Raw genomic sequence first — 17,405 nt, forward strand, 5'->3', positions numbered from 1 at the left:
GAAGAACAGCGTCATGACGAAATCGAGGTAGCTGGTGATGTCGGTCATCATTTCCACGCCGGCCGGGGTGGCCGAGGCGAAGAACTTGAAGATCAGCGGGAACACGAAGAAGTAGGCGAACGCCATGCCGGTGTAGAACAGCAGGATGCTGGAGATCAGCAACGGCACCGCGATACGCTTCTCGTGCTTGTACAGGCCGGGTGCGATGAAGCCCCAGATCTGATGCAGGATCACCGGGATCGCCAGGAACAGCGAGACCATCATCGTCAGCTTCAGCGGCGTCAGGAACGGCGACGACACGTCGGTGGCGATCATCGTCGCGCCGGCCGGCAGGTATTCACGCAGCGGCGTCGAGACGAAGGTGTAGATCTGCTGGGTGAAGGCAAACAGCCCGGCGAAGATGATGAAGATCGCCGCCACGCAACGCAGCAGGCGGGTGCGCAACTCGGTGAGGTGCGAAACCAGCGGCATGTGCTGGTCGTTTTCGGGGAGATCGCTCATGGGGCTCGCGGCGGCTGAGTGGTGTCGTGAGGCGCTGGTGTGGTCGGCGCGGCGGTTTGGGCTACGTGTTCAACCGAGGCTGGCGCGACGACAGGCGCTGATTCGGTTGGCGCTACAGCAGGTGCCGCTGGCGTTGGAGCGGCAGGGCTGTGAATCGTCTGCTCACCCACATGCTCGACCGGCGTCGGCTCCTGCTGAACCGGCGTGAAAATCTTCCGCGCCTCCTGTTCCAGCGACAGGATGTGCTCGTTGTGCAGTTGCCGACGGATTTCGTCGGCACCGATTTCACGCTCAACTTCCTGTTTGATCGCGTTGAAGCTGCGCTTCAGCCGTCCGACCCACAGGCCGGCGGTGCGCGCAGCACCCGGCAGACGCTCGGGGCCCAGCACCAGCAGGGCAACGAGGCCGACGAGCAGCAGTTCAGAGAAGCTGATACCAAACATTCGTCAGTGCTCACACGTCTTTGCGGATCGGCTCTTCGACTTTCTGCGCCTGCACGTCGATGGTGTGCGGCGGGTTGGCCTGAGCGGTGGCTTGCGGCTGGACCGGTGGCACCGGTTGCGCAGGCGTGACGGTCGGATCGGCCGGTTTTTCGTCGTCGTTCATGGCTTTACGGAAGCCCTTGATCGATTCGCCAACGTCGGTGCCGAGGTTTTTCAGTTTCTTGGTACCGAACACCAGTACCACGACCACCAGGATGACGATCCAGTGTTTCCAGTCAAAAATGCCCATGTTGCTGTTCCTCTCTGATAGTTGTTCAGGTGGACGGACGCGAGGCTTTCTCGACGTGTCCGGACAGGCCGAAACGGCGATCCAGTTCATCCAGCACCGCCTGCGGATGCTGCCCCAGTTGGGCGAGCATGACCATGCTGTGAAACCACAGGTCGGCCGTCTCGTAGATCACGTCGCTGCAGTCGCCGCTGACGGCGGCGTCCTTGGCGGCAATGATCGTTTCGACCGACTCTTCGCCGACCTTTTCCAGAATCTTGTTCAGACCCTTGTGGTACAGGCTGGCGACATACGAGCTGTCGGCGGCTGCGCCTTTGCGCTCCTCAAGTACCTGAGCAAGGCGGGTCAGGGTGTCACTCATGTTTGTGTCCTGCGGAATAGATGGCGTGCGGGTCTTTCAGGACCGGGTCGACCGTTTTCCAGTCGCCGTTTTCGAAGACGCGGTAGAAGCAGCTTTGACGGCCGGTATGGCAAGCGATGTCGCCGATCTGTTCGACCATCAGGATGATGACGTCGGCGTCGCAGTCCAGCCGCATTTCATGCAGCGTCTGTACGTGGCCGGACTCTTCGCCCTTGCGCCACAGCTTGCCACGGGAACGTGACCAATAGATGGCACGGTTTTCCGCGGCAGTCAGCTCCAGGGCTTCGCGGTTCATCCAGGCCATCATCAATACGCGTCCGGTCTTGTGATCCTGGGCAATCGCCGGCACCAGGCCATCGGCGTCCCACTTGATCTCGTCCAGCCAGTTTTTCATCTTCGACTCCGACAGCGAACCCACACTTCAATAGTCGGGTTCAGGCGTTGAAACAGTGTGCCAGCCGTTCACGGAACTGGCTATCGGCGAACGACCAGATACAAGCCGACGGCCACCATGATCCCGGCGGGCCAATGCCCCAGTTCGTGCAACGGGCCACCGGCGGCGAGGATCGTACCGCCCGCCAGATGAGCGCTGCCGAGCAGGCGCAGGAACCAGTCGTCCTTGCGTTTTTTCCACGGTTGTGGCGGGTCGTTGGCGTGGGGTTGGGACATCCGTTCGAGCAGGTCGCGGGCCATGTTGGCCAGGTGCGGCAGCTGTTCGAACTGGCTCTGGACGTTGCCGAGCAAGGCTTTGGGGCTGACACGCTCGCGCATCCAGCGTTCGAGGAACGGCTGCGCGGTGTTCCACAGATCGAGGTCCGGGTACAGCTGACGGCCCAGGCCTTCGATGTTCAGCAGGGTCTTTTGCAGCAATACGAGTTGCGGCTGCACTTCCATGTTGAAGCGCCGCGCAGTCTGGAACAGGCGCATCAGCACCTGGCCAAATGAAATATCTTTTAATGGTTTTTCGAAGATCGGTTCGCACACGGTCCGGATCGCCGCTTCGAATTCGTTGAGCTTGGTTTCCGCCGGCACCCAGCCTGAATCGATGTGCAATTGCGCCACGCGGCGGTAGTCGCGTTTGAAGAAGGCGAACAGGTTGCGCGCCAGATAATCCTGGTCTTCCGGGGTCAGGCTGCCGACGATGCCGCAGTCGATCGCGATGTACTGCGGGCTCCACGGGTTGACGGTGCTGACGAAGATGTTGCCCGGGTGCATGTCGGCGTGGAAGAAACTGTCGCGGAACACCTGGGTGAAGAAAATCTCCACGCCGCGTTCGGCAAGCATCTTCATGTCGGTGCGCTGGTCGGCGAGGGTCGCCAGATCGGTCACCTGAATCCCGTAGATGCGCTCCATCACCAGCACTTTCGGCCGGCACCAGTCCCAATAGACTTGTGGCACATACAACAGCGGCGAGCCTTCGAAGTTGCGCTTCAACTGGCTGGCGTTGGCCGCCTCGCGCAACAGGTCGAGTTCGTCGTAGATGGTTTTTTCGTAGTCGCTGACCACGTCCACCGGGTGCAGCAGACGGGCGTCGGCGGAGACCTTTTCGGCGGCGCGGGCGAGGATGAACAACCACGCCAGATCCTGAGCGATCACCGGTTTCAGGCCCGGGCGGATCACCTTGACCACCACTTCTTCGCCGGTCTTCAGTTGCGCGGCGTGTACCTGCGCCACCGAGGCCGAGGCCAGCGGCTCGACGTCAAAACGGCTGAACACTTCGCTGATCTTCTTGCCCAGTTGCTCTTCGATCAGCTTGACCGACAGCTGCGAATCGAACGGCGGCACGCGATCCTGCAACCGCATCAGCTCATCGGCGATGTCTTCCGGCAGCAGGTCGCGGCGGGTCGAGAGGATCTGCCCGAACTTGATGAAAATCGGCCCCAGGTCCTGCAACGCCAGGCGCAGGCGTGCCCCACGGCTGAGCTCCAGCGGTTTGCGCGGGAACCAGCGCCACGGCAGGACGTAGCGCAGCGCCAGCAGGAACCACGGCAAAGGCAGATCGAACAGCAGGTCATCGAGGCGGTAGCGGATCACGACGCGCTGGATGCGCAACAGACGGCGGACGGCGAGCAGCTTCATGCGTTATCGCTTGGGTCGAGGGATCGGGAAAGGCGCTCGAAGCGCGCCTCGAGACGTTCCAGATCGAGTTTGATCCGGTCCAGTTCGCTGAAGCGGGCTTCGGCTTCGCGCTGCCCGACGAGGGTGCGCGACTCTTCGGCCAGGTATTCGGCGAGGTTCTGGTTGAGGCTGGCAAATCCTTGTTGATACCAGCGGGCGCGGCTGCGCAGGTGACCGCCGACCAGTTGCGTGGCGACAGGTCCCAGCCAGCGCGAGAGTTCGTACTCCCAGTCCAGCTCCAGGTCCTGCAGCACGCCCGCCAGCTCCAGCAGCACGCCGCTGTCGCCGTCGAGTTCGACTTCCGGTGCGTGCAGCACCGCCGTCTTGTCCTTGCTCAGGGCCAGTTTCATCAGACTCGAGGCCGGGGCGCGCAGGGTGCAGTCGACGCCGGTTTCCCAATGGGATGACAGCATCAGGCCTTCGTCGCTCGGCAGGATGAACAGTTGCAGCGCCGGGCTGCGGCAATCCACGGCAATCACTTTGCCGGTCAGGTGGGCCAGTCGCGGCAGCGCCGTGCTGTCGAGACGCACCATGCGGTTCAGGCCGAGTTCGACGCTGGCCAGCAGCCCGGTCAGCAGCATCAGGGCTTGATGCCGCGGTGCAGGGCGACGATGCCTGCGGTCATGTTGTGATAGGTCACGCGGTCGAAACCGGCGTCGACCATCATCGACTTCAGGGTTTCCTGATTCGGGTGCATGCGGATCGATTCGGCCAGGTAGCGATAGCTTTCCGAGTCGTTGGTGATCAGCTTGCCCATCAGCGGCATGAAGGCAAACGAGTAGGCGTCGTAGGCCTTGGACATCAGCGCATTGGTCGGTTTGGAGAATTCCAGCACCAGCAGGCGGCCGCCCGGCTTGAGCACGCGCAGCATCGAGCGCAGGGCGTCTTCTTTATGCGTCACGTTGCGCAGGCCGAAAGCGATGGTCACGCAGTCAAAGTGGTTGTCCGGGAACGGCAGCTTTTCAGCGTCGGCCTGGACGAACTCGACATTGCCGGACACGCCGACATCTAGCAGGCGGTCACGACCGACCTTGAGCATGGATTCGTTGATGTCGGCCAGCACCACCTGACCGGTCGGGCCGACCAGGTGCGAGAACTTCTTGGTCAGATCGCCCGTGCCGCCGGCGATGTCCAGCACGCGGTTGCCGGCGCGCACGCCCGACAGTTCGATCGCGAAACGCTTCCACAGACGGTGCATGCCGCCCGACAGAAGGTCGTTCATCAGGTCGTACTTGGCGGCCACGGAGTGGAACACCTCAGCGACTTTTTCCGCTTTCTGGCTTTCCGGAACGTTTTTGAAGCCGAAGTGAGTGGTGGGTTCGGCATCGCTGCCTTTGCGCTGATCAGTCATATCGCTGTCACCAAAAGAGAATGCGCGACATTCTAATCCCCAAGCCATGCTTTGTCTTGGAATGGCTAAAGGTAAGATGGGCAACCTTCGGGACGATTTGCCGCAGTGGCGGTCAAGATTCGTTGCAGGCATTCATAGCCCCATTCAAAAGCAGGAGTCATTCAATGGCCCATATCAGTGTTGAGCGTGCCCACAGCCTGGGCAAGGAAGCAGCCCGCGAGAAAGCCGACAAACTGGCGCAGAAACTCTCCGATCAATATGGCCTGGAGCCGCAGTGGTCGGGTGATGTCCTGAACCTCAAGCGGTCGGGCGTGAAGGGCGCGGTGCATGTGGCCGAGGATTCGATCCGGGTCGACGTGGAACTGGGCCTGATGATGTCGGCCATGAGCGGCATGATCAAAGCCGAGATCGAAAAGGCGCTGGACAAAGCGCTGGTCTGATCAGGACAAAACGGGGAGCTTCGGGCTCCCCGTTTTTTTCTCGTGCACCTGCCTTTTATGTCAGTTGTTAGGGTGCCGTTTCTAATTTTTCTCCCTACTTTGTGCCTGAGCCCGACACTCGTCAGGGCAGTTCCTCAAATCTTCTGCGCGTGAGGTGCACCATGGCCAAAGTCATTTTGAAGAAAAAAATCGACGCCTCGACTTCTGCTCTGAGCGACGTCAAGTCCTATGCCCGCAAGATCTGGCTGGCAGGCCTGGGTGCCTACACCAAGGTCGGTCAGGAGGGCAGCGAGTACTTTCAGGAGTTGATCAAGGCTGGTCAAACTGTTGAAAAGAAAGGCAAAAAAGCCGTCACCGAAAAACTCGAAGCGGCCAACGCCGAGATCGATGAAGCCAAGAGCGAAGTCAGCTCTTTCAAAGGGCGTGTCGAAGTTCAGCTCGACAAGGTCGAGAAGGCGTTCGACACACGTGTCGCCAGTGCCTTGAATCGTATCGGCATTCCGTCTAAACATGACGTTGAGACACTCTCTGCTAAGCTCGATGAGCTGACGGCATTGCTCGAACGCGTCGCGCGTAAATCTTAAGGAGAACGGGATGGCTGGTAAAAAGAACACCGATAAAGAAGGCAGCTCGTGGATCGGAAAAGTCGAAGACTATTCCCGCAAGATCTGGCTGGCTGGTTTAGGCGTGTACTCGAAGATCGACACTGACGGCAGCAAGCTCTTCGATACATTGGTCAAAGACGGCGAGAAAGCCGAGAAGCTCACCAAGGCTGCAGTAGGCAAGAAAGTCGATGCTGCCAAGGATTCTGCAAGCTCGGCAAAATCGCGCATCAGCGGCGTGAAAGATCGCGCGCTGGGCACCTGGGATCAACTGGAAGGGGCTTTCGACAAGCGCCTGAACAGTGCGATTTCGCGCCTGGGCGTACCGAGCCGCAATGAGGTGAAGGATCTGCACAAAAAGGTCGATACCCTGACCAAGCAGATCGAAAAACTCACCGGCCTGAAAGCTCAACCTGTCGCGGCGAAAACCGCAGCAGCCAAGCCTGCGGCCAAAACCGCTGCCAAGCCACTGGCTAAAGCCGCCGCCAAACCGGCCGCAAAACCAGCAGCCAAAACCGCTGCCGCCAAGCCTGCAGCGAAAGCCGCGGCCAAACCGGTTGCCGCCAAGGCTGCCGCCAAGCCAGCTGCAAAACCAGCCGCTAAAACTGCGGCCAAACCGGCCGCGAAAACCGCTGCCGCCAAACCCGCTGCCAAGCCTGCCACCAAACCGGCTGCGGCGAAAAAGCCTGCAGTGAAAAAACCGGCCGCGCCGAAAGCCGCTGCGCCGAAAGCTGCAGCACCAAAACCGGTGACCACACCGCAAGCATTGGCAAGCACGTCGAACTCCGCCTCGGCTCCAACCCCGGCGCCTGCTCCGACTGCTGCATCGACGCCGTCGACGCCAACCAGTCAGTCCTGATTTTTCAGGGCTCAAGAAAACGCCCGGCCTGTGAAGGTCGGGCGTTTTTGTTTGGGCGATTTAGAAGTCGTCTCTCTCCCCAAAGGAGAGGGCTTTTCCGTTACTCCTGATCCTCGAGGTACTGCAAAGCCATCCTCTCTGTCGCCACCTTCACCGGCGGCAACAGATGCGGCGCCACCAGCATCATGATCTGGTACACCACCAGCCGCACTTCCCCTTCACGATCAAGAATCCGCTGATAATCCAGCGAGAACAGCAACGTCATGGTGATCTGCTCCACCAGTTGCCCCAGTGCCTGGGTGTCGCTGACCAGTTGCCCCGACGCCTTCAGCCGAGCCAGCAATGAGGCCAGCGTACGCTTGAGTACATTGAGGAACTGGCGAATGCCCTTGGCCAGTTTCGGCAGGCGCCCGGCGAGGTTCGACAGGTCCTGGAACAGGAAACGATATTGCGCCAGCCGTTCGACGATCAGGTGCAGGAACAGCCAGTAATCCTCCGGCGCCAGTTCGACATCGGCGGGCGGGTCGAGCAGCGGGGCGAGGTCGTTCTGGAAACGCTCGAACAATCCGAGAATCAGCGGTTCCTTGCCGTGGAAGTGGTAGTAGAGGTTGCCGGGGCTGATCCCCATTTCATTGGCAACCTCCATCGTGGAGACGTTCGGCTCGCCCTTTTCATTGAACAACTGCAGGGCACATTCGAGGATCCGTTCGCTTGTTTTCATCCAGTCTTCTTAAAAGGGTTCGGGTCAGTCAGCGCACACGCACATAGGTACCGGGTGCCGCTTCCATCGGTGGATAATTGGCGTTGCCGAGGGTCATCTGGGTTTCGTGCAGGGTACCGGAGCGCTGCTGCACCCACTCCAGCCACTGCGGCCACCAGCTGCCGTCGACTTTCCTGGCGTCGTAGTACCAGGCGCGCGGATCACCGCTGAGCTTGCTGTTCTCGACGTAATGGGCTTTCGGGTTGCCCGGCGGGTTGAGAATGCTCTGCACGTGGCCGCTGTTGGACAGCACGAAGCGCCGCTCACCGCCCAGCAACAGCGTCGAGCGATACACCGCATCCCAGGGTGTGATGTGGTCGTTCATGCCGGCCACGCTGAAACTGTCGACCGTGACCTTCTGCAGGTCGATCGGCGTGCCGCACACTTCCAGGCCGCCCGGATGGGTCAACGGGTTGTGCTTGAAGAAGTCCAGAATGTCGCCGTGAAACGCGGCGGGCAGGCGGGTGCTGTCGTTGTTCCAGTAGAGGATGTCGAACGCCGGCGGCTCCTTGCCCAGCAGGTAGTTGTTGACGAAGTAACTCCAGATCAGGTCGTTGGGGCGCATCCAGGCAAACACCTTGGCCATGTCGCGGCCGTCCAGCACGCCTTTCTGATAGGAGCGCCGCTTGGCCGCTTCCAGGGTCTGTTCATCAGCAAACAGAGTGGCCGGGGTGTTCATTTCACTGTCGAGCAGGCTCACCAGATAGGTGGCGCTGGAGACCCGCCGCAACTGCCGCTTGGCTTGCAGATGCCCCTGCAGCGCGGCGATGGTCAGCCCGCCTGCGCAGGCGCCCATCAGGTTGACCTCGCGGGCGCCGGTGATCGCCCGGCAGATGTTCATCGCTTCTTCCACGGCTTCGACGTAGGTCGACAGGCCCCATTCGCGATGCCGTACATCCGGGTTGCGCCAGCTGATCATGAAGGTCTGCAAACCGTTTTTCAGGGCGAACTGGACGAAGCTGTTGCTCGGGCTGAGGTCGAAAATGTAGTACTTGTTGATTTGCGGCGGCACCACCAGCAGCGGTTTCGCATACTGTTTTTCGCTCATCGGCCGGTACTGGATCAGCTCGAGCATTTCGTTGCGAAACACCACTGACCCTGTGGTGGTGGCGACGGTCTTGCCGACTTCGAAAGCCTGTTTGGTCACCTGCCGGGGCAGACCGTCGTTGTGCAGCAGATCATCGACCAGATGGCTCAGACCGCGCACCAGACTGTGGCCGCCGGAGTTGAACAGTTCCTTGACCGCCAGCGGATTGAGCAGGGTGTTGGAGGGCGCCACGGCATCGTTGAGCAGGGTGAAGGCGAAGTGCGCGCGGGCGCGGTCGTCGTCGCTCATGCTGCTCTCGTCGATCCAGCTCTTGACCTGTTTCTGCCAGGCCAGATAAGCCTGAAGGCTGCGCCGATAGAACGGGTTCAGGCTCCACGCCGGATCGGCGAAACGGCTGTCCTGTGGATTGGTCGGATGCAGGGTTTCGCCGAGCAGCACGCGTCCGAGCGCGCCCCCCAGCTTCAAGGCGTGTTTTGCACTGTGGATCGGATTGCGCAGGCCGTGGGCCGCCACGCTGCGCAAGGTCGAGATCAGATCGCGGCCACGCAGACCGGTCATGGCACTCTGTGCATTGATGAACACGGCGGGGCTGGGCACGACGCCCGTCGCTGGTTTGTCACGCATGACTCAACACTCCTTCGTCTTCAGGCCAAAAACAAACACACCGAACCAGAACACCATAGACGCTGTTGCGGGTTGTTGCCTGCGCGGCGTCCTGCCACGCATGTTCAAAAAATACTGTGCAAGGAACTGTCCAGAAAACCGGGTCGGGACCGTTATCCGCCCAGCGGTGTCGGGTGCGGATGCATCACCGCACGCTGACGTTCCTCCTGGAGGAATTTCATGATGATCGGCGCCACCGCCTCGGCCCGGGTAATCAGGAACAGATGCCCGTCGTCGATGATGTGCAGCTGCGCGTTGGGGATTCGCCAGGCGAGCATGCGCATGTTGATCAGCGGAATCAGCGGATCGTCATCGCCGGCCAGCACCAGCGTCGGCTGGTGGATCTTGTGCAGCCAGTGAATGCTGGTCCAGCCCAGGCCCGCGAACAGTTGCCAGTAGTAGCCGAGTTTGCCCGCCGAACGCACCTTGGCCGCATGGCTGGCGGCGAGTGTCGGGTCGCGACGGAACGAGCCACCGTAGATCATCGGGGCGATGCGGATCACATGGGACGGCTGGATGTAGCGCCGTGGGCTGGCCATCATCCACAGCACTTTCGGCTTGCCCGGCACCATCACCGCACCGGCCGCGGTCGCCGCCAGCACCAGCTTCTTGCAGCGCTCGGGATAGTCGTAGGCGAACTGCTGCGCCAGCGCGCCACCCCACGACACGCCGATCACGTTGACCTGTCCGTAGTCGAGGTAATCGAGCATCCGCGCGGTGAGTTTCGCCAGCCCGGGGAAGCGATACGGTCGGCTCGGCGTCGAAGAACCACCGACACCGGGCACGTCGAAGGCGATCACTTCCAGGTCCGGATCCAGCGCCGCGACAAAAGGAAACACCAGCTCCAGGTTGGCGCCGATGCCGTTGAATATCAGCAAGGGCGTCAAGTGAGGCTTGCCGGGGCGGACCGCCGTGCGGATGGTCTGGCCATCGAGCTCGACAGTTCGAAAGATGAACGGGTGCGGCATGCTTCAAGGCCCTGTGGGTCGCAATCTCAGTGTTCACCTCACTCCCGAAAAGGGAGTGAGGTGTGTCGGTTACCGCTCGTGTACGTAAGTGCCTGGTGAAGCTTCACCTGCCGGATACGCCTTGTTGCCCAGTTTGGTTGGCGCCTTTTTCAGCTCGCCCGAACGCGCGGCCTGCCACGCCTGCCAGTACAGCCACCAGGAGTCGGCGTGCTTGGTCGAGTTTTCCTGCCAGTCATCGGCATTGGCGGTCATTTCGTCGCTGGTCATGTAGCGCGATTTCGGGTTGCCCGGCGGGTTCAGGATGCTCTGGATATGCCCGCTGCTGGACAGCACGAATTCCACCTTGCCACCGAACAGCTGCGCCGACTTGTAGCAGGACTTCCATGGCGTGATGTGGTCGTTGGTGCCGGCCAGCGAGAAGATGTCGGCGGTCACCTGCTTGAGGTCGATCGGCGTGCCGCACACTTCCAGTGCATTGGGGCGAATCAGTGGGTTGTTTTTGAACATCTCGATCAGGTCGCCGTGGAACGCGGCCGGCAGTCGAGTCGTATCGTTGTTCCAGAACAGGATGTCGAACACCGGCGGCTCGTTGCCGAGCAGGTAGTTGTTGACCCAGTAGTTCCAGATCAGATCGTTGGGGCGCATCCAGGCGAAGACCTTGGCCATGTCTTTGCCTTCGAGCACGCCGGCCTGATACGAATGGCGCTTGGCGGTCTCCAGGGTCTGCTCGTCGACGAAGAGCGCGACGTCGCTGTCCAGCGTTGTATCGAGCACGCTGACCAGCAGGGTCAGGGCGTTGACCTTGTTCTCGCCGATCGCCGCGTAGTGGCCGAGCAGGGCGGTGCAGGTGATGCCGCCGGAGCAGGCGCCGAGCATGTTGACGTCCTTGCTGCCGGTGATCGCGGTGACCACGTCGACCGCTTCCTTCAGGGCTTCGATGTAAGTCGAGAGGCCCCACTCGCGCTGTTCCTTGGTCGGGTTGCGCCAGCTGACGATGAAGGTCTGCACATTGTTGCGCAGGCAGAAACGCGCCAGGCTCTTGTCCGGGCTCAGGTCAAATACATAGAACTTGTTGATCTGCGGCGGCACCACCAGCAGCGGGCGCTCGTGCACCTGTTCGGTGATCGGCTTGTACTGGATCAGCTCCAGCACGTCGTTGCGAAACACCACCGCGCCCTCGGTCACGCCCAGGCTTTTGCCGACCTCGAACGCGCCCATGTTGACCTGGCTCGGCATGCCGCCGTTGTGCACCAGATCCTTGGCCAGGTGCGAGAGCCCGTCGAGCAGGCTCTTGCCGCCGGTCTCGAAGAAACGTTTGACCGCCGCCGGGTTGGCTGCCGTGTTGGTGGGCGCCATGGCCTCGGTCATCAGGTTGATCACGAAGTGGCCGCGTGCGATGTCCTTGGGCGAGAGGCTGCTGTCGTCGATCCAGGCATGGAGTTCCTTGCGCCACGCCAGGTAGGTTTGCAGATAACGTTTGTACAGCGGGTTCTGACTCCACGCCGGATCGACGAAGCGACGGTCATCGCCCGCCGGTTGCAGGTCGGATTTGCCGAACAGCACGTTCTTCAGTTCGAGGCCGAACTGGGTGACGTGTTTGACGCTATGGATCGGTTGTTTGATGGCCTGGGTCAGCACCATTCGAGCAGAGGCCAGCAGATCCTTTCCGCGAAGCCCAACGACAGGATTCAGCCCCAGGGTGTTCTCCGAGGCCTGGTACTTCAAATCATCGTTATTCTTGTTACTCATCTACGACGCTCCATTGTCCTGAGACGAGTACCCGGTTTTCTGCTGTGCAGTTCCACAGCCAATGCCAGGTACTACTGCTCGGGTGACCGTTGATTCTGCATAGCTGCTTTACAGTCGTAGAGCACTGCAGGGAACTTGCCAGTTCCATTGGTTACCCGAGATTGATTTTTTTCGCAAGCAGCCGATCCCGGGCCGCTTTAGCGGAGCATTCAAACAGATGAATCTAGAAAATGCCCTCTAAACAGTCCGAGGCGCGGACTAGAGCATCAGCTTGACGACGGACTGGTCCGGGTCGCGGGTTTTGCCGGCGGCTTTGAGCTCGGCCAGATAATCGGCCCAGAGTGCGTCATGACGTCGCCCCAGCTCGTAAAGATAATCCCAGGTGAACAGACCGCTGTCGTGACCGTCGTCGAAGGTCAGTTTCAGTGCGTACTGACCGGCCGGTTCTACTTTGGTCAGGCCGACGTGCAGCTTGCCGAATTGCAGGATCGGTTTGCCGTGGCCCTGGACCTCGGCGGAGGGGGAATGCACGCGCAGGAATTCGGCGGGCAGGGTGTATTCCTCGCCGGACGCGTATTTGAGCGACAGGGTTTTCGAGGCTTTGTGCAGTTTGATGTCGGTGGGGAGTTGGGTCATCGCCGGCGTTCCGTCAGGTGGAAAAAATTGTGGGAGCCGATGGCTCCCACAGTTTCACGACCACTGTAAGTATGGCTTACAGGATATAACGGGACAGGTCTTCGTTCTGCGCCAATTCGCCCAGGTGGCTGTTGACGTACTCGGCGTCGATCTGGATCGCCTTGTCGTCGTGGGCGCTGGCCAGGTCGCCGGCACTGAACGACACCTCTTCCAGCAGACGCTCGAGCAGCGTGTGCAGGCGACGGGCACCGATGTTCTCGGTCTTCTCGTTGACCTGCCAGGCGATCTCCGCCAGACGCTTGATACCTTCCGGCTGGAACTGGATGTTCAGGCCTTCGGTCTTCAGCAGCGCGCAGTATTGCTCGGTGAGCGAGGCGTGCGGTTCGCTGAGGATGCGTTCGAAGTCCTGCGGGCTCAGGGCCTTGAGCTCGACACGGATCGGCAGGCGACCTTGCAGCTCCGGCACCAGGTCGCTCGGCTTGCTCAGGTGGAACGCACCGGAGGCGATGAACAGGATGTGATCGGTCTTGACCATGCCCAGCTTGGTGTTGACGGTGCAGCCTTCGATCAGCGGCAGCAGGTCACGTTGCACGCCCTCGCGGGACACATCGGCACCGCCGACATTGCCGCGCTTGGCGACCTTGTCGATCTCGTCGATGAACACGATGCCGTGCTGCTCGACCGCTTCCAGGGCCTTGGCCTTCAACTCTTCTTCGTTGACCAGGCGACCGGCTTCTTCGTCGCGGACCAGCTTCAGTGCTTCCTTGACCTTGAGCTTGCGGGCCTTCTTCTTGCCCTTGCCCATGTTGGCGAACAGGTTCTGCAACTGGTTGGTCATTTCTTCCATGCCCGGAGGCGTGGCGATTTCGATGCCGGCCATTTCGGCGACTTCGATCTCGATTTCCTTGTCGTCCAGCTGACCTTCGCGCAGGCGTTTGCGGAACAGTTGGCGGGTGTTGGAATCCTGGCTCGGCGCTTCTTCGTTGCTGAAGCCCATGCGGGCCGGCGGCAGCAGAGCATCGAGAATACGGTCCTCGGCGGCGTCTTCGGCACGGTGGCGAACGCGGGTCATTTCCTGCTCGCGCAGCATCTTGATCGCGGCGTCGGCCAGATCACGGATGATCGATTCGACATCGCGGCCGACATAGCCGACTTCGGTGAATTTGGTCGCTTCGACCTTGATGAACGGCGCGTTGGCCAGTTTGGCCAGGCGACGGGCGATCTCGGTTTTACCGACGCCGGTCGGGCCGATCATCAGGATGTTCTTCGGGGTCACTTCAACGCGCAGCTCTTCAGGCAGCTGCATGCGGCGCCAGCGGTTGCGCAGGGCAATCGCGACAGCGCGCTTGGCATCGTCCTGGCCGATGATGTGGCGGTTGAGTTCGTGGACGATTTCGCGGGGAGTCATGGACATAATAATTGACGGTCCTCAAGCAGAAACAAGCCGTGGCACAGGGGCCGCGTCAGGCTTGGTCAGCGAGATCCTGCTCCTCAATGGTCTGGTTGTGGTTGGTGAATACACAGATGTCGCCGGCGATGCCGAGAGCGGTCTCGACGATTTCCCGGGCCGACAGATCGGTCTTCTTCAGCAGGGCGCTGGCGGCGGCTTGCGCATAGCCGCCTCCGGAACCCATGGCGATCAGGCCGTCTTCGGGTTCGACCACGTCACCGTTGCCGGTGATGATCAGCGAGGCGTCCTTGTTGGCGACCGCGAGCATCGCTTCGAGGCGGCTCAGGGAGCGGTCGGTGCGCCATTCTTTGGCGAGTTCGACGGCGGCGCGGATCAGGTGGCCCTGGTGTTTCTCGAGCTGGCCTTCGAAACGTTCGAACAGGGTGAAGGCGTCGGCGGTGGCACCGGCGAAACCGGCGATGACTTCGCCGTGGTACAGGCGACGAACTTTCTTCGCGTTGCCTTTCATCACGGTATTGCCGAGAGAAACCTGGCCGTCGCCGCCCATGACGACTTTGCCGTGGCGGCGGACTGAAACGATGGTGGTCAAGGGAAGAGTCTCCACACTGCGGGGCGAAAATGCCTTATGCCCATTCATATGGGGGTGATGGAGAGGATTTCAACTGCGGGGCGGGAGAGGGGACGAGCGGTGGTTTCCAGGTGATCGTCCCCACGCAGAGCGTGGGAACGATCAGTGGGGAGTTGTTAGCGGCTCTGGCGTTGTTGTAACAACAGGTTGCTGAAACCCGCGCCCGCCAGTTGTTTCTGGGCAGTGGTCAGCTGTTCGCGGTTGCTGAACGGGCCGACCAGTACGCGATACCAGGTTTCATCCTTCACCGTCCCGGACTCAACCGCCACCGCCTGACCGAGCAGAATGATCTGCGCGCGCACCTTGTCGGCATCCGTCTCTTTGCGGAACGAGCCGGCCTGGAGGAAGAACTTGGTCACGGGTGCAGCCTTCACCGGTGGCGCTGGCGGCGGGGTGATCCCGGCCAGTGCTGCCTGGGCGCGCGCCGTGTCGATCTTCGCCGCTTCGGCCGGGGTCACCGGCGTGGTCGGGATCGCCGGCACTTGTGGCGTCGGCAGGGTTTTCTCCGGCACCGCCTCCGGCGGCACGATCACTTCCGATTCCGGCAGCAGGGTGTAGAAGTCGTACTTCGGCTTCACCGGTTGCGTCGGGCTCGGCGGGGTCTTGTTGGCCTCGGCGATCCTGGTGGCTTTCTGTTGTTGCTGTTGCTCGACCTTCTCGCGCTTGACCGTGTCGCTGCCCTTGCCCGGCTCCAGTTTCATCAGGAACACGATGAACGCGCCGACCGTCAGGCCGATGGCCATCCACAGCCAGCCCGGAATCGGCTGCTTCGCTGGAGCTTGGTAACGGCTGGCGCCACGCTTGGGTGCAGGTTTTTTCTTGGCAGCCAACTTACATGCGCTCCAGGGTTTCCAGGCCGAGCAGTTCCAGGCCTTGCTTGAGGGTACGGCCGGTCAGCGCGGCAAGGCGCAGACGGCTTTGCATTTGTGCCGGGGTATCGGCGGCGAGGATCGGGCAGTTCTCGTAGAAGCTGGAGAACAGGCCGGCAACGTCGTACAGGTAGGTGCACAGGGTGTGCGGCGTACCCTTTTCCGCGACGTTGTTCAGCACTTCACCGAACTGCGCCAGTTTGGCCGCCAGTTCCTGTTCGTGCGCCGCTTCGAGGACGATCTGGCCGTCGACTTCGCTGAAATCCTTGCCCAGTTTGCGGAACACACCGGCCACGCGGGTGTAGGCGTACAGCAGGTATGGCGCGGTGTTGCCTTCGAAGTTGAGCATCAGGTCGAAGTTGAAGCTGTAGTCGCTGGTGCGGTGCTTGGACAGGTCGGCGTATTTCACCGCGCCGATGCCGACCACTTTGGCGATGGCACGCAGTTCTTCTTCGGCCAGTGTCGGGTTCTTTTCCTTCACCAGGCTGTAGGCACGTTCCTGCGCTTCGGTCAGCAGATCGATCAACTTCACGGTGCCGCCGTCACGGGTCTTGAACGGACGGCCGTCGGCGCCGTTCATGGTGCCGAAGCCCATGTGTTCCATTTCCATCGGATGGGTCACGAAGCCGGCCTTGCGCGCCACGGCGAACACCTGCTGGAAGTGCAGGGCCTGACGCTGGTCGACAAAGTACAGCGCTCGGTCGGCCTTCAGCTTGCCGCTGCGATAACGCACGGCCGCCAGGTCGGTGGTGGCGTACAGATAGCCGCCATCAGCCTTGACGATGATCACCGGCAGCGGCTCGCCTTCGGCGTTCTTGAATTCGTCGAGGAACACGCACTGGGCGCCGTTGCTTTCGACCAGCATGCCGGCGGCTTTCAGGTCGTTGACCACGTTGATCAGGTCGTCGTTGTAGGCGCTTTCGCCCATCACGTCGGCCATGGTCAGTTTGACGTTGAGCAGTTCGTAGATCTTCTGGCAGTGCGACAGCGAGATGTCCTTGAACCTGGTCCACAGCGCCAGGCATTCGACATCGCCGGCCTGCAACTTGACCACCAGACCACGGGCGCGGTCGGCGAATTCCGGGGACTCGTCGAAACGCTGCTTGGCGGCGCGGTAGAAGTTTTCCAGGTCCGACAGCTCGTCGCTGGTGATCGGGTTTTCCTGCAGGTACGCCATCAGCATGCCGAACTGGGTGCCCCAGTCGCCGACGTGGTTCTGGCGGATCACGGTGTCGCCGAGGAACTCGAGCACACGGGCCACGCCGTCGCCGATGATGGTCGAGCGCAAGTGGCCGACGTGCATCTCTTTGGCCAGGTTCGGTGCCGACAGGTCGACCACGGTGCGTTGCGTCGGGCCGGCCTTGCGTACGCCAACGTGATCGTCGGCCAGGGCGGCGTCGAGGCGCGAGGCCAGTGCTTGAGTGTTCTGGAAGAAGTTGATGAAGCCTGGGCCGGCGATTTCGGCCTTGGTGACGTTTTCGTCAGCCGGCAGGGCGGCGATGATTTTTTCCGCCAGATCGCGCGGCTTCATGCCGGCAGGCTTGGCCAGCATCATCGCGATGTTGCTGGCGAAGTCGCCGTGGGTCTTGTCCCGGGCGTTTTCCACCTGGATCGCCGGCGTCAGGCCTTCAGGCAACACACCTTCGTTGACGAGTTGGGTGAGGGCTTGTTGGATCAGCTGGCGAATGGTGTCTTTCATGGTCTTCTCTTTC

20 protein-coding genes are annotated in these 17,405 nt (G+C 61.1%); 3 read left to right on the forward strand and 17 right to left on the reverse strand.

The genetic code is table 11. The features are described 5' to 3' along the window. The 8 genes from tatC to ubiE all read right to left on the reverse strand — a co-directional run. A partial coding sequence (gene tatC / locus L6D81_RS16590) for a twin-arginine translocase subunit TatC (protein ID WP_236181089.1) occupies positions 1 to 501 on the reverse strand: 501 nt, incomplete at its 3' end. Then, positions 498 to 944, reverse strand: coding sequence for a Sec-independent protein translocase protein TatB (tatB, locus tag L6D81_RS16595; RefSeq protein ID WP_236181090.1), 447 nt, complete (start codon positions 942 to 944; stop codon positions 498 to 500). The genes tatB and tatC, both read right to left, overlap by 4 nt. Positions 945 to 954: 10 nt before the next feature. Continuing rightward, entirely contained in the window at positions 955 to 1,233 is a 279-nt protein-coding gene (locus L6D81_RS16600; RefSeq protein ID WP_007952423.1) for a twin-arginine translocase TatA/TatE family subunit, read from the reverse strand. A gap of 25 nt (positions 1,234 to 1,258) precedes the next feature. Further along, positions 1,259 to 1,591 (reverse strand): phosphoribosyl-ATP diphosphatase, encoded by a 333-nt coding sequence (locus L6D81_RS16605; RefSeq protein WP_236181091.1) that lies wholly within the window; start codon positions 1,589 to 1,591, stop codon positions 1,259 to 1,261. Then, the gene (hisI, locus tag L6D81_RS16610; protein WP_007909357.1) at positions 1,584 to 1,985 is read right to left on the reverse strand and encodes a phosphoribosyl-AMP cyclohydrolase; all 402 of its coding nucleotides are present in this window, start codon (positions 1,983 to 1,985) and stop codon (positions 1,584 to 1,586) included. The genes L6D81_RS16605 and hisI overlap by 8 nt, the downstream gene beginning before the upstream one ends. An 80-nt stretch (positions 1,986 to 2,065) precedes the next feature. Beyond that, positions 2,066 to 3,670, reverse strand: coding sequence for a ubiquinone biosynthesis regulatory protein kinase UbiB (gene ubiB, locus L6D81_RS16615; RefSeq protein ID WP_236181092.1), 1,605 nt, complete (start codon positions 3,668 to 3,670; stop codon positions 2,066 to 2,068). Next, entirely contained in the window at positions 3,667 to 4,290 is a 624-nt protein-coding gene (locus tag L6D81_RS16620) for a ubiquinone biosynthesis accessory factor UbiJ (RefSeq protein WP_236181093.1), read from the reverse strand. Before L6D81_RS16620 ends, ubiB begins: the two co-directional genes overlap by 4 nt. Continuing rightward, entirely contained in the window at positions 4,290 to 5,060 is a 771-nt protein-coding gene (gene ubiE / locus L6D81_RS16625; RefSeq protein ID WP_007952418.1) for a bifunctional demethylmenaquinone methyltransferase/2-methoxy-6-polyprenyl-1,4-benzoquinol methylase UbiE, read from the reverse strand. Before ubiE ends, L6D81_RS16620 begins: the two co-directional genes overlap by 1 nt. Positions 5,061 to 5,224: 164 nt before the next feature. On the opposite strand from ubiE, the gene L6D81_RS16630 reads away from it, so the two are divergent. The 3 genes from L6D81_RS16630 (at position 5,225) to L6D81_RS16640 (ending at position 6,961) form a co-directional block, all read left to right on the forward strand. Beyond that, a complete protein-coding gene (locus tag L6D81_RS16630) occupies positions 5,225 to 5,500 on the forward strand; it encodes a polyhydroxyalkanoic acid system family protein (RefSeq protein WP_007952417.1) in 276 nt (91 codons plus the stop codon). A 161-nt stretch (positions 5,501 to 5,661) separates the two neighbouring features. Continuing rightward, positions 5,662 to 6,084 carry a phasin family protein gene (locus tag L6D81_RS16635; RefSeq protein ID WP_039772451.1) on the forward strand — a complete coding sequence of 141 codons (423 nt, stop codon included), beginning with the start codon at positions 5,662 to 5,664 and terminating at the stop codon, positions 6,082 to 6,084. Between the two features lie 10 nt (positions 6,085 to 6,094). Further along, positions 6,095 to 6,961 carry a phasin family protein gene (locus L6D81_RS16640; RefSeq protein ID WP_236181094.1) on the forward strand — a complete coding sequence of 289 codons (867 nt, stop codon included), beginning with the start codon at positions 6,095 to 6,097 and terminating at the stop codon, positions 6,959 to 6,961. A gap of 100 nt (positions 6,962 to 7,061) precedes the next feature. On the opposite strand, the gene L6D81_RS16645 is transcribed toward L6D81_RS16640, so the two are convergent. From L6D81_RS16645 to argS, 9 genes are all read right to left on the reverse strand, one after another. Continuing rightward, complete coding sequence (locus L6D81_RS16645) at positions 7,062 to 7,682, reverse strand: TetR/AcrR family transcriptional regulator (protein WP_236181095.1); 621 nt, start codon at positions 7,680 to 7,682, stop codon at positions 7,062 to 7,064. A 28-nt stretch (positions 7,683 to 7,710) separates the two neighbouring features. Continuing rightward, positions 7,711 to 9,393 carry a class II poly(R)-hydroxyalkanoic acid synthase gene (gene phaC, locus L6D81_RS16650; protein WP_236181096.1) on the reverse strand — a complete coding sequence of 561 codons (1,683 nt, stop codon included), beginning with the start codon at positions 9,391 to 9,393 and terminating at the stop codon, positions 7,711 to 7,713. A gap of 152 nt (positions 9,394 to 9,545) precedes the next feature. Further along, positions 9,546 to 10,400: a poly(3-hydroxyalkanoate) depolymerase gene (gene phaZ, locus L6D81_RS16655; protein WP_007952412.1), complete on the reverse strand. Its 855-nt coding sequence runs from the start codon at positions 10,398 to 10,400 to the stop codon at positions 9,546 to 9,548. Positions 10,401 to 10,469: 69 nt separating this feature from the next. Next, the gene (gene phaC / locus L6D81_RS16660; protein WP_039772445.1) at positions 10,470 to 12,149 is read right to left on the reverse strand and encodes a class II poly(R)-hydroxyalkanoic acid synthase; all 1,680 of its coding nucleotides are present in this window, start codon (positions 12,147 to 12,149) and stop codon (positions 10,470 to 10,472) included. A gap of 258 nt (positions 12,150 to 12,407) precedes the next feature. Beyond that, on the reverse strand, positions 12,408 to 12,785 hold the full coding sequence (locus tag L6D81_RS16665; RefSeq protein ID WP_011332068.1) for a gamma-butyrobetaine hydroxylase family protein: 378 nt from the start codon (positions 12,783 to 12,785) through the stop codon (positions 12,408 to 12,410). A gap of 76 nt (positions 12,786 to 12,861) precedes the next feature. Continuing rightward, positions 12,862 to 14,199: an ATP-dependent protease ATPase subunit HslU gene (gene hslU, locus L6D81_RS16670; protein WP_236181097.1), complete on the reverse strand. Its 1,338-nt coding sequence runs from the start codon at positions 14,197 to 14,199 to the stop codon at positions 12,862 to 12,864. Between the two features lie 49 nt (positions 14,200 to 14,248). After that, a complete protein-coding gene (hslV, locus tag L6D81_RS16675) occupies positions 14,249 to 14,785 on the reverse strand; it encodes an ATP-dependent protease subunit HslV (protein WP_236181098.1) in 537 nt (178 codons plus the stop codon). A 155-nt stretch (positions 14,786 to 14,940) separates the two neighbouring features. Beyond that, positions 14,941 to 15,654, reverse strand: coding sequence for an SPOR domain-containing protein (locus L6D81_RS16680; protein WP_236181099.1), 714 nt, complete (start codon positions 15,652 to 15,654; stop codon positions 14,941 to 14,943). A 1-nt stretch (position 15,655) separates the two neighbouring features. Next, positions 15,656 to 17,392, reverse strand: a complete 1,737-nt coding sequence (gene argS / locus L6D81_RS16685) for an arginine--tRNA ligase (protein ID WP_236181100.1) — start codon at positions 17,390 to 17,392, stop codon at positions 15,656 to 15,658. Positions 17,393 to 17,405 lie beyond the last annotated feature (13 nt).

The organism is Pseudomonas sputi (assembly GCF_021603585.1).
Taxonomy (GTDB): Bacteria; Pseudomonadota; Gammaproteobacteria; order Pseudomonadales; family Pseudomonadaceae; genus Aquipseudomonas; species Aquipseudomonas sputi.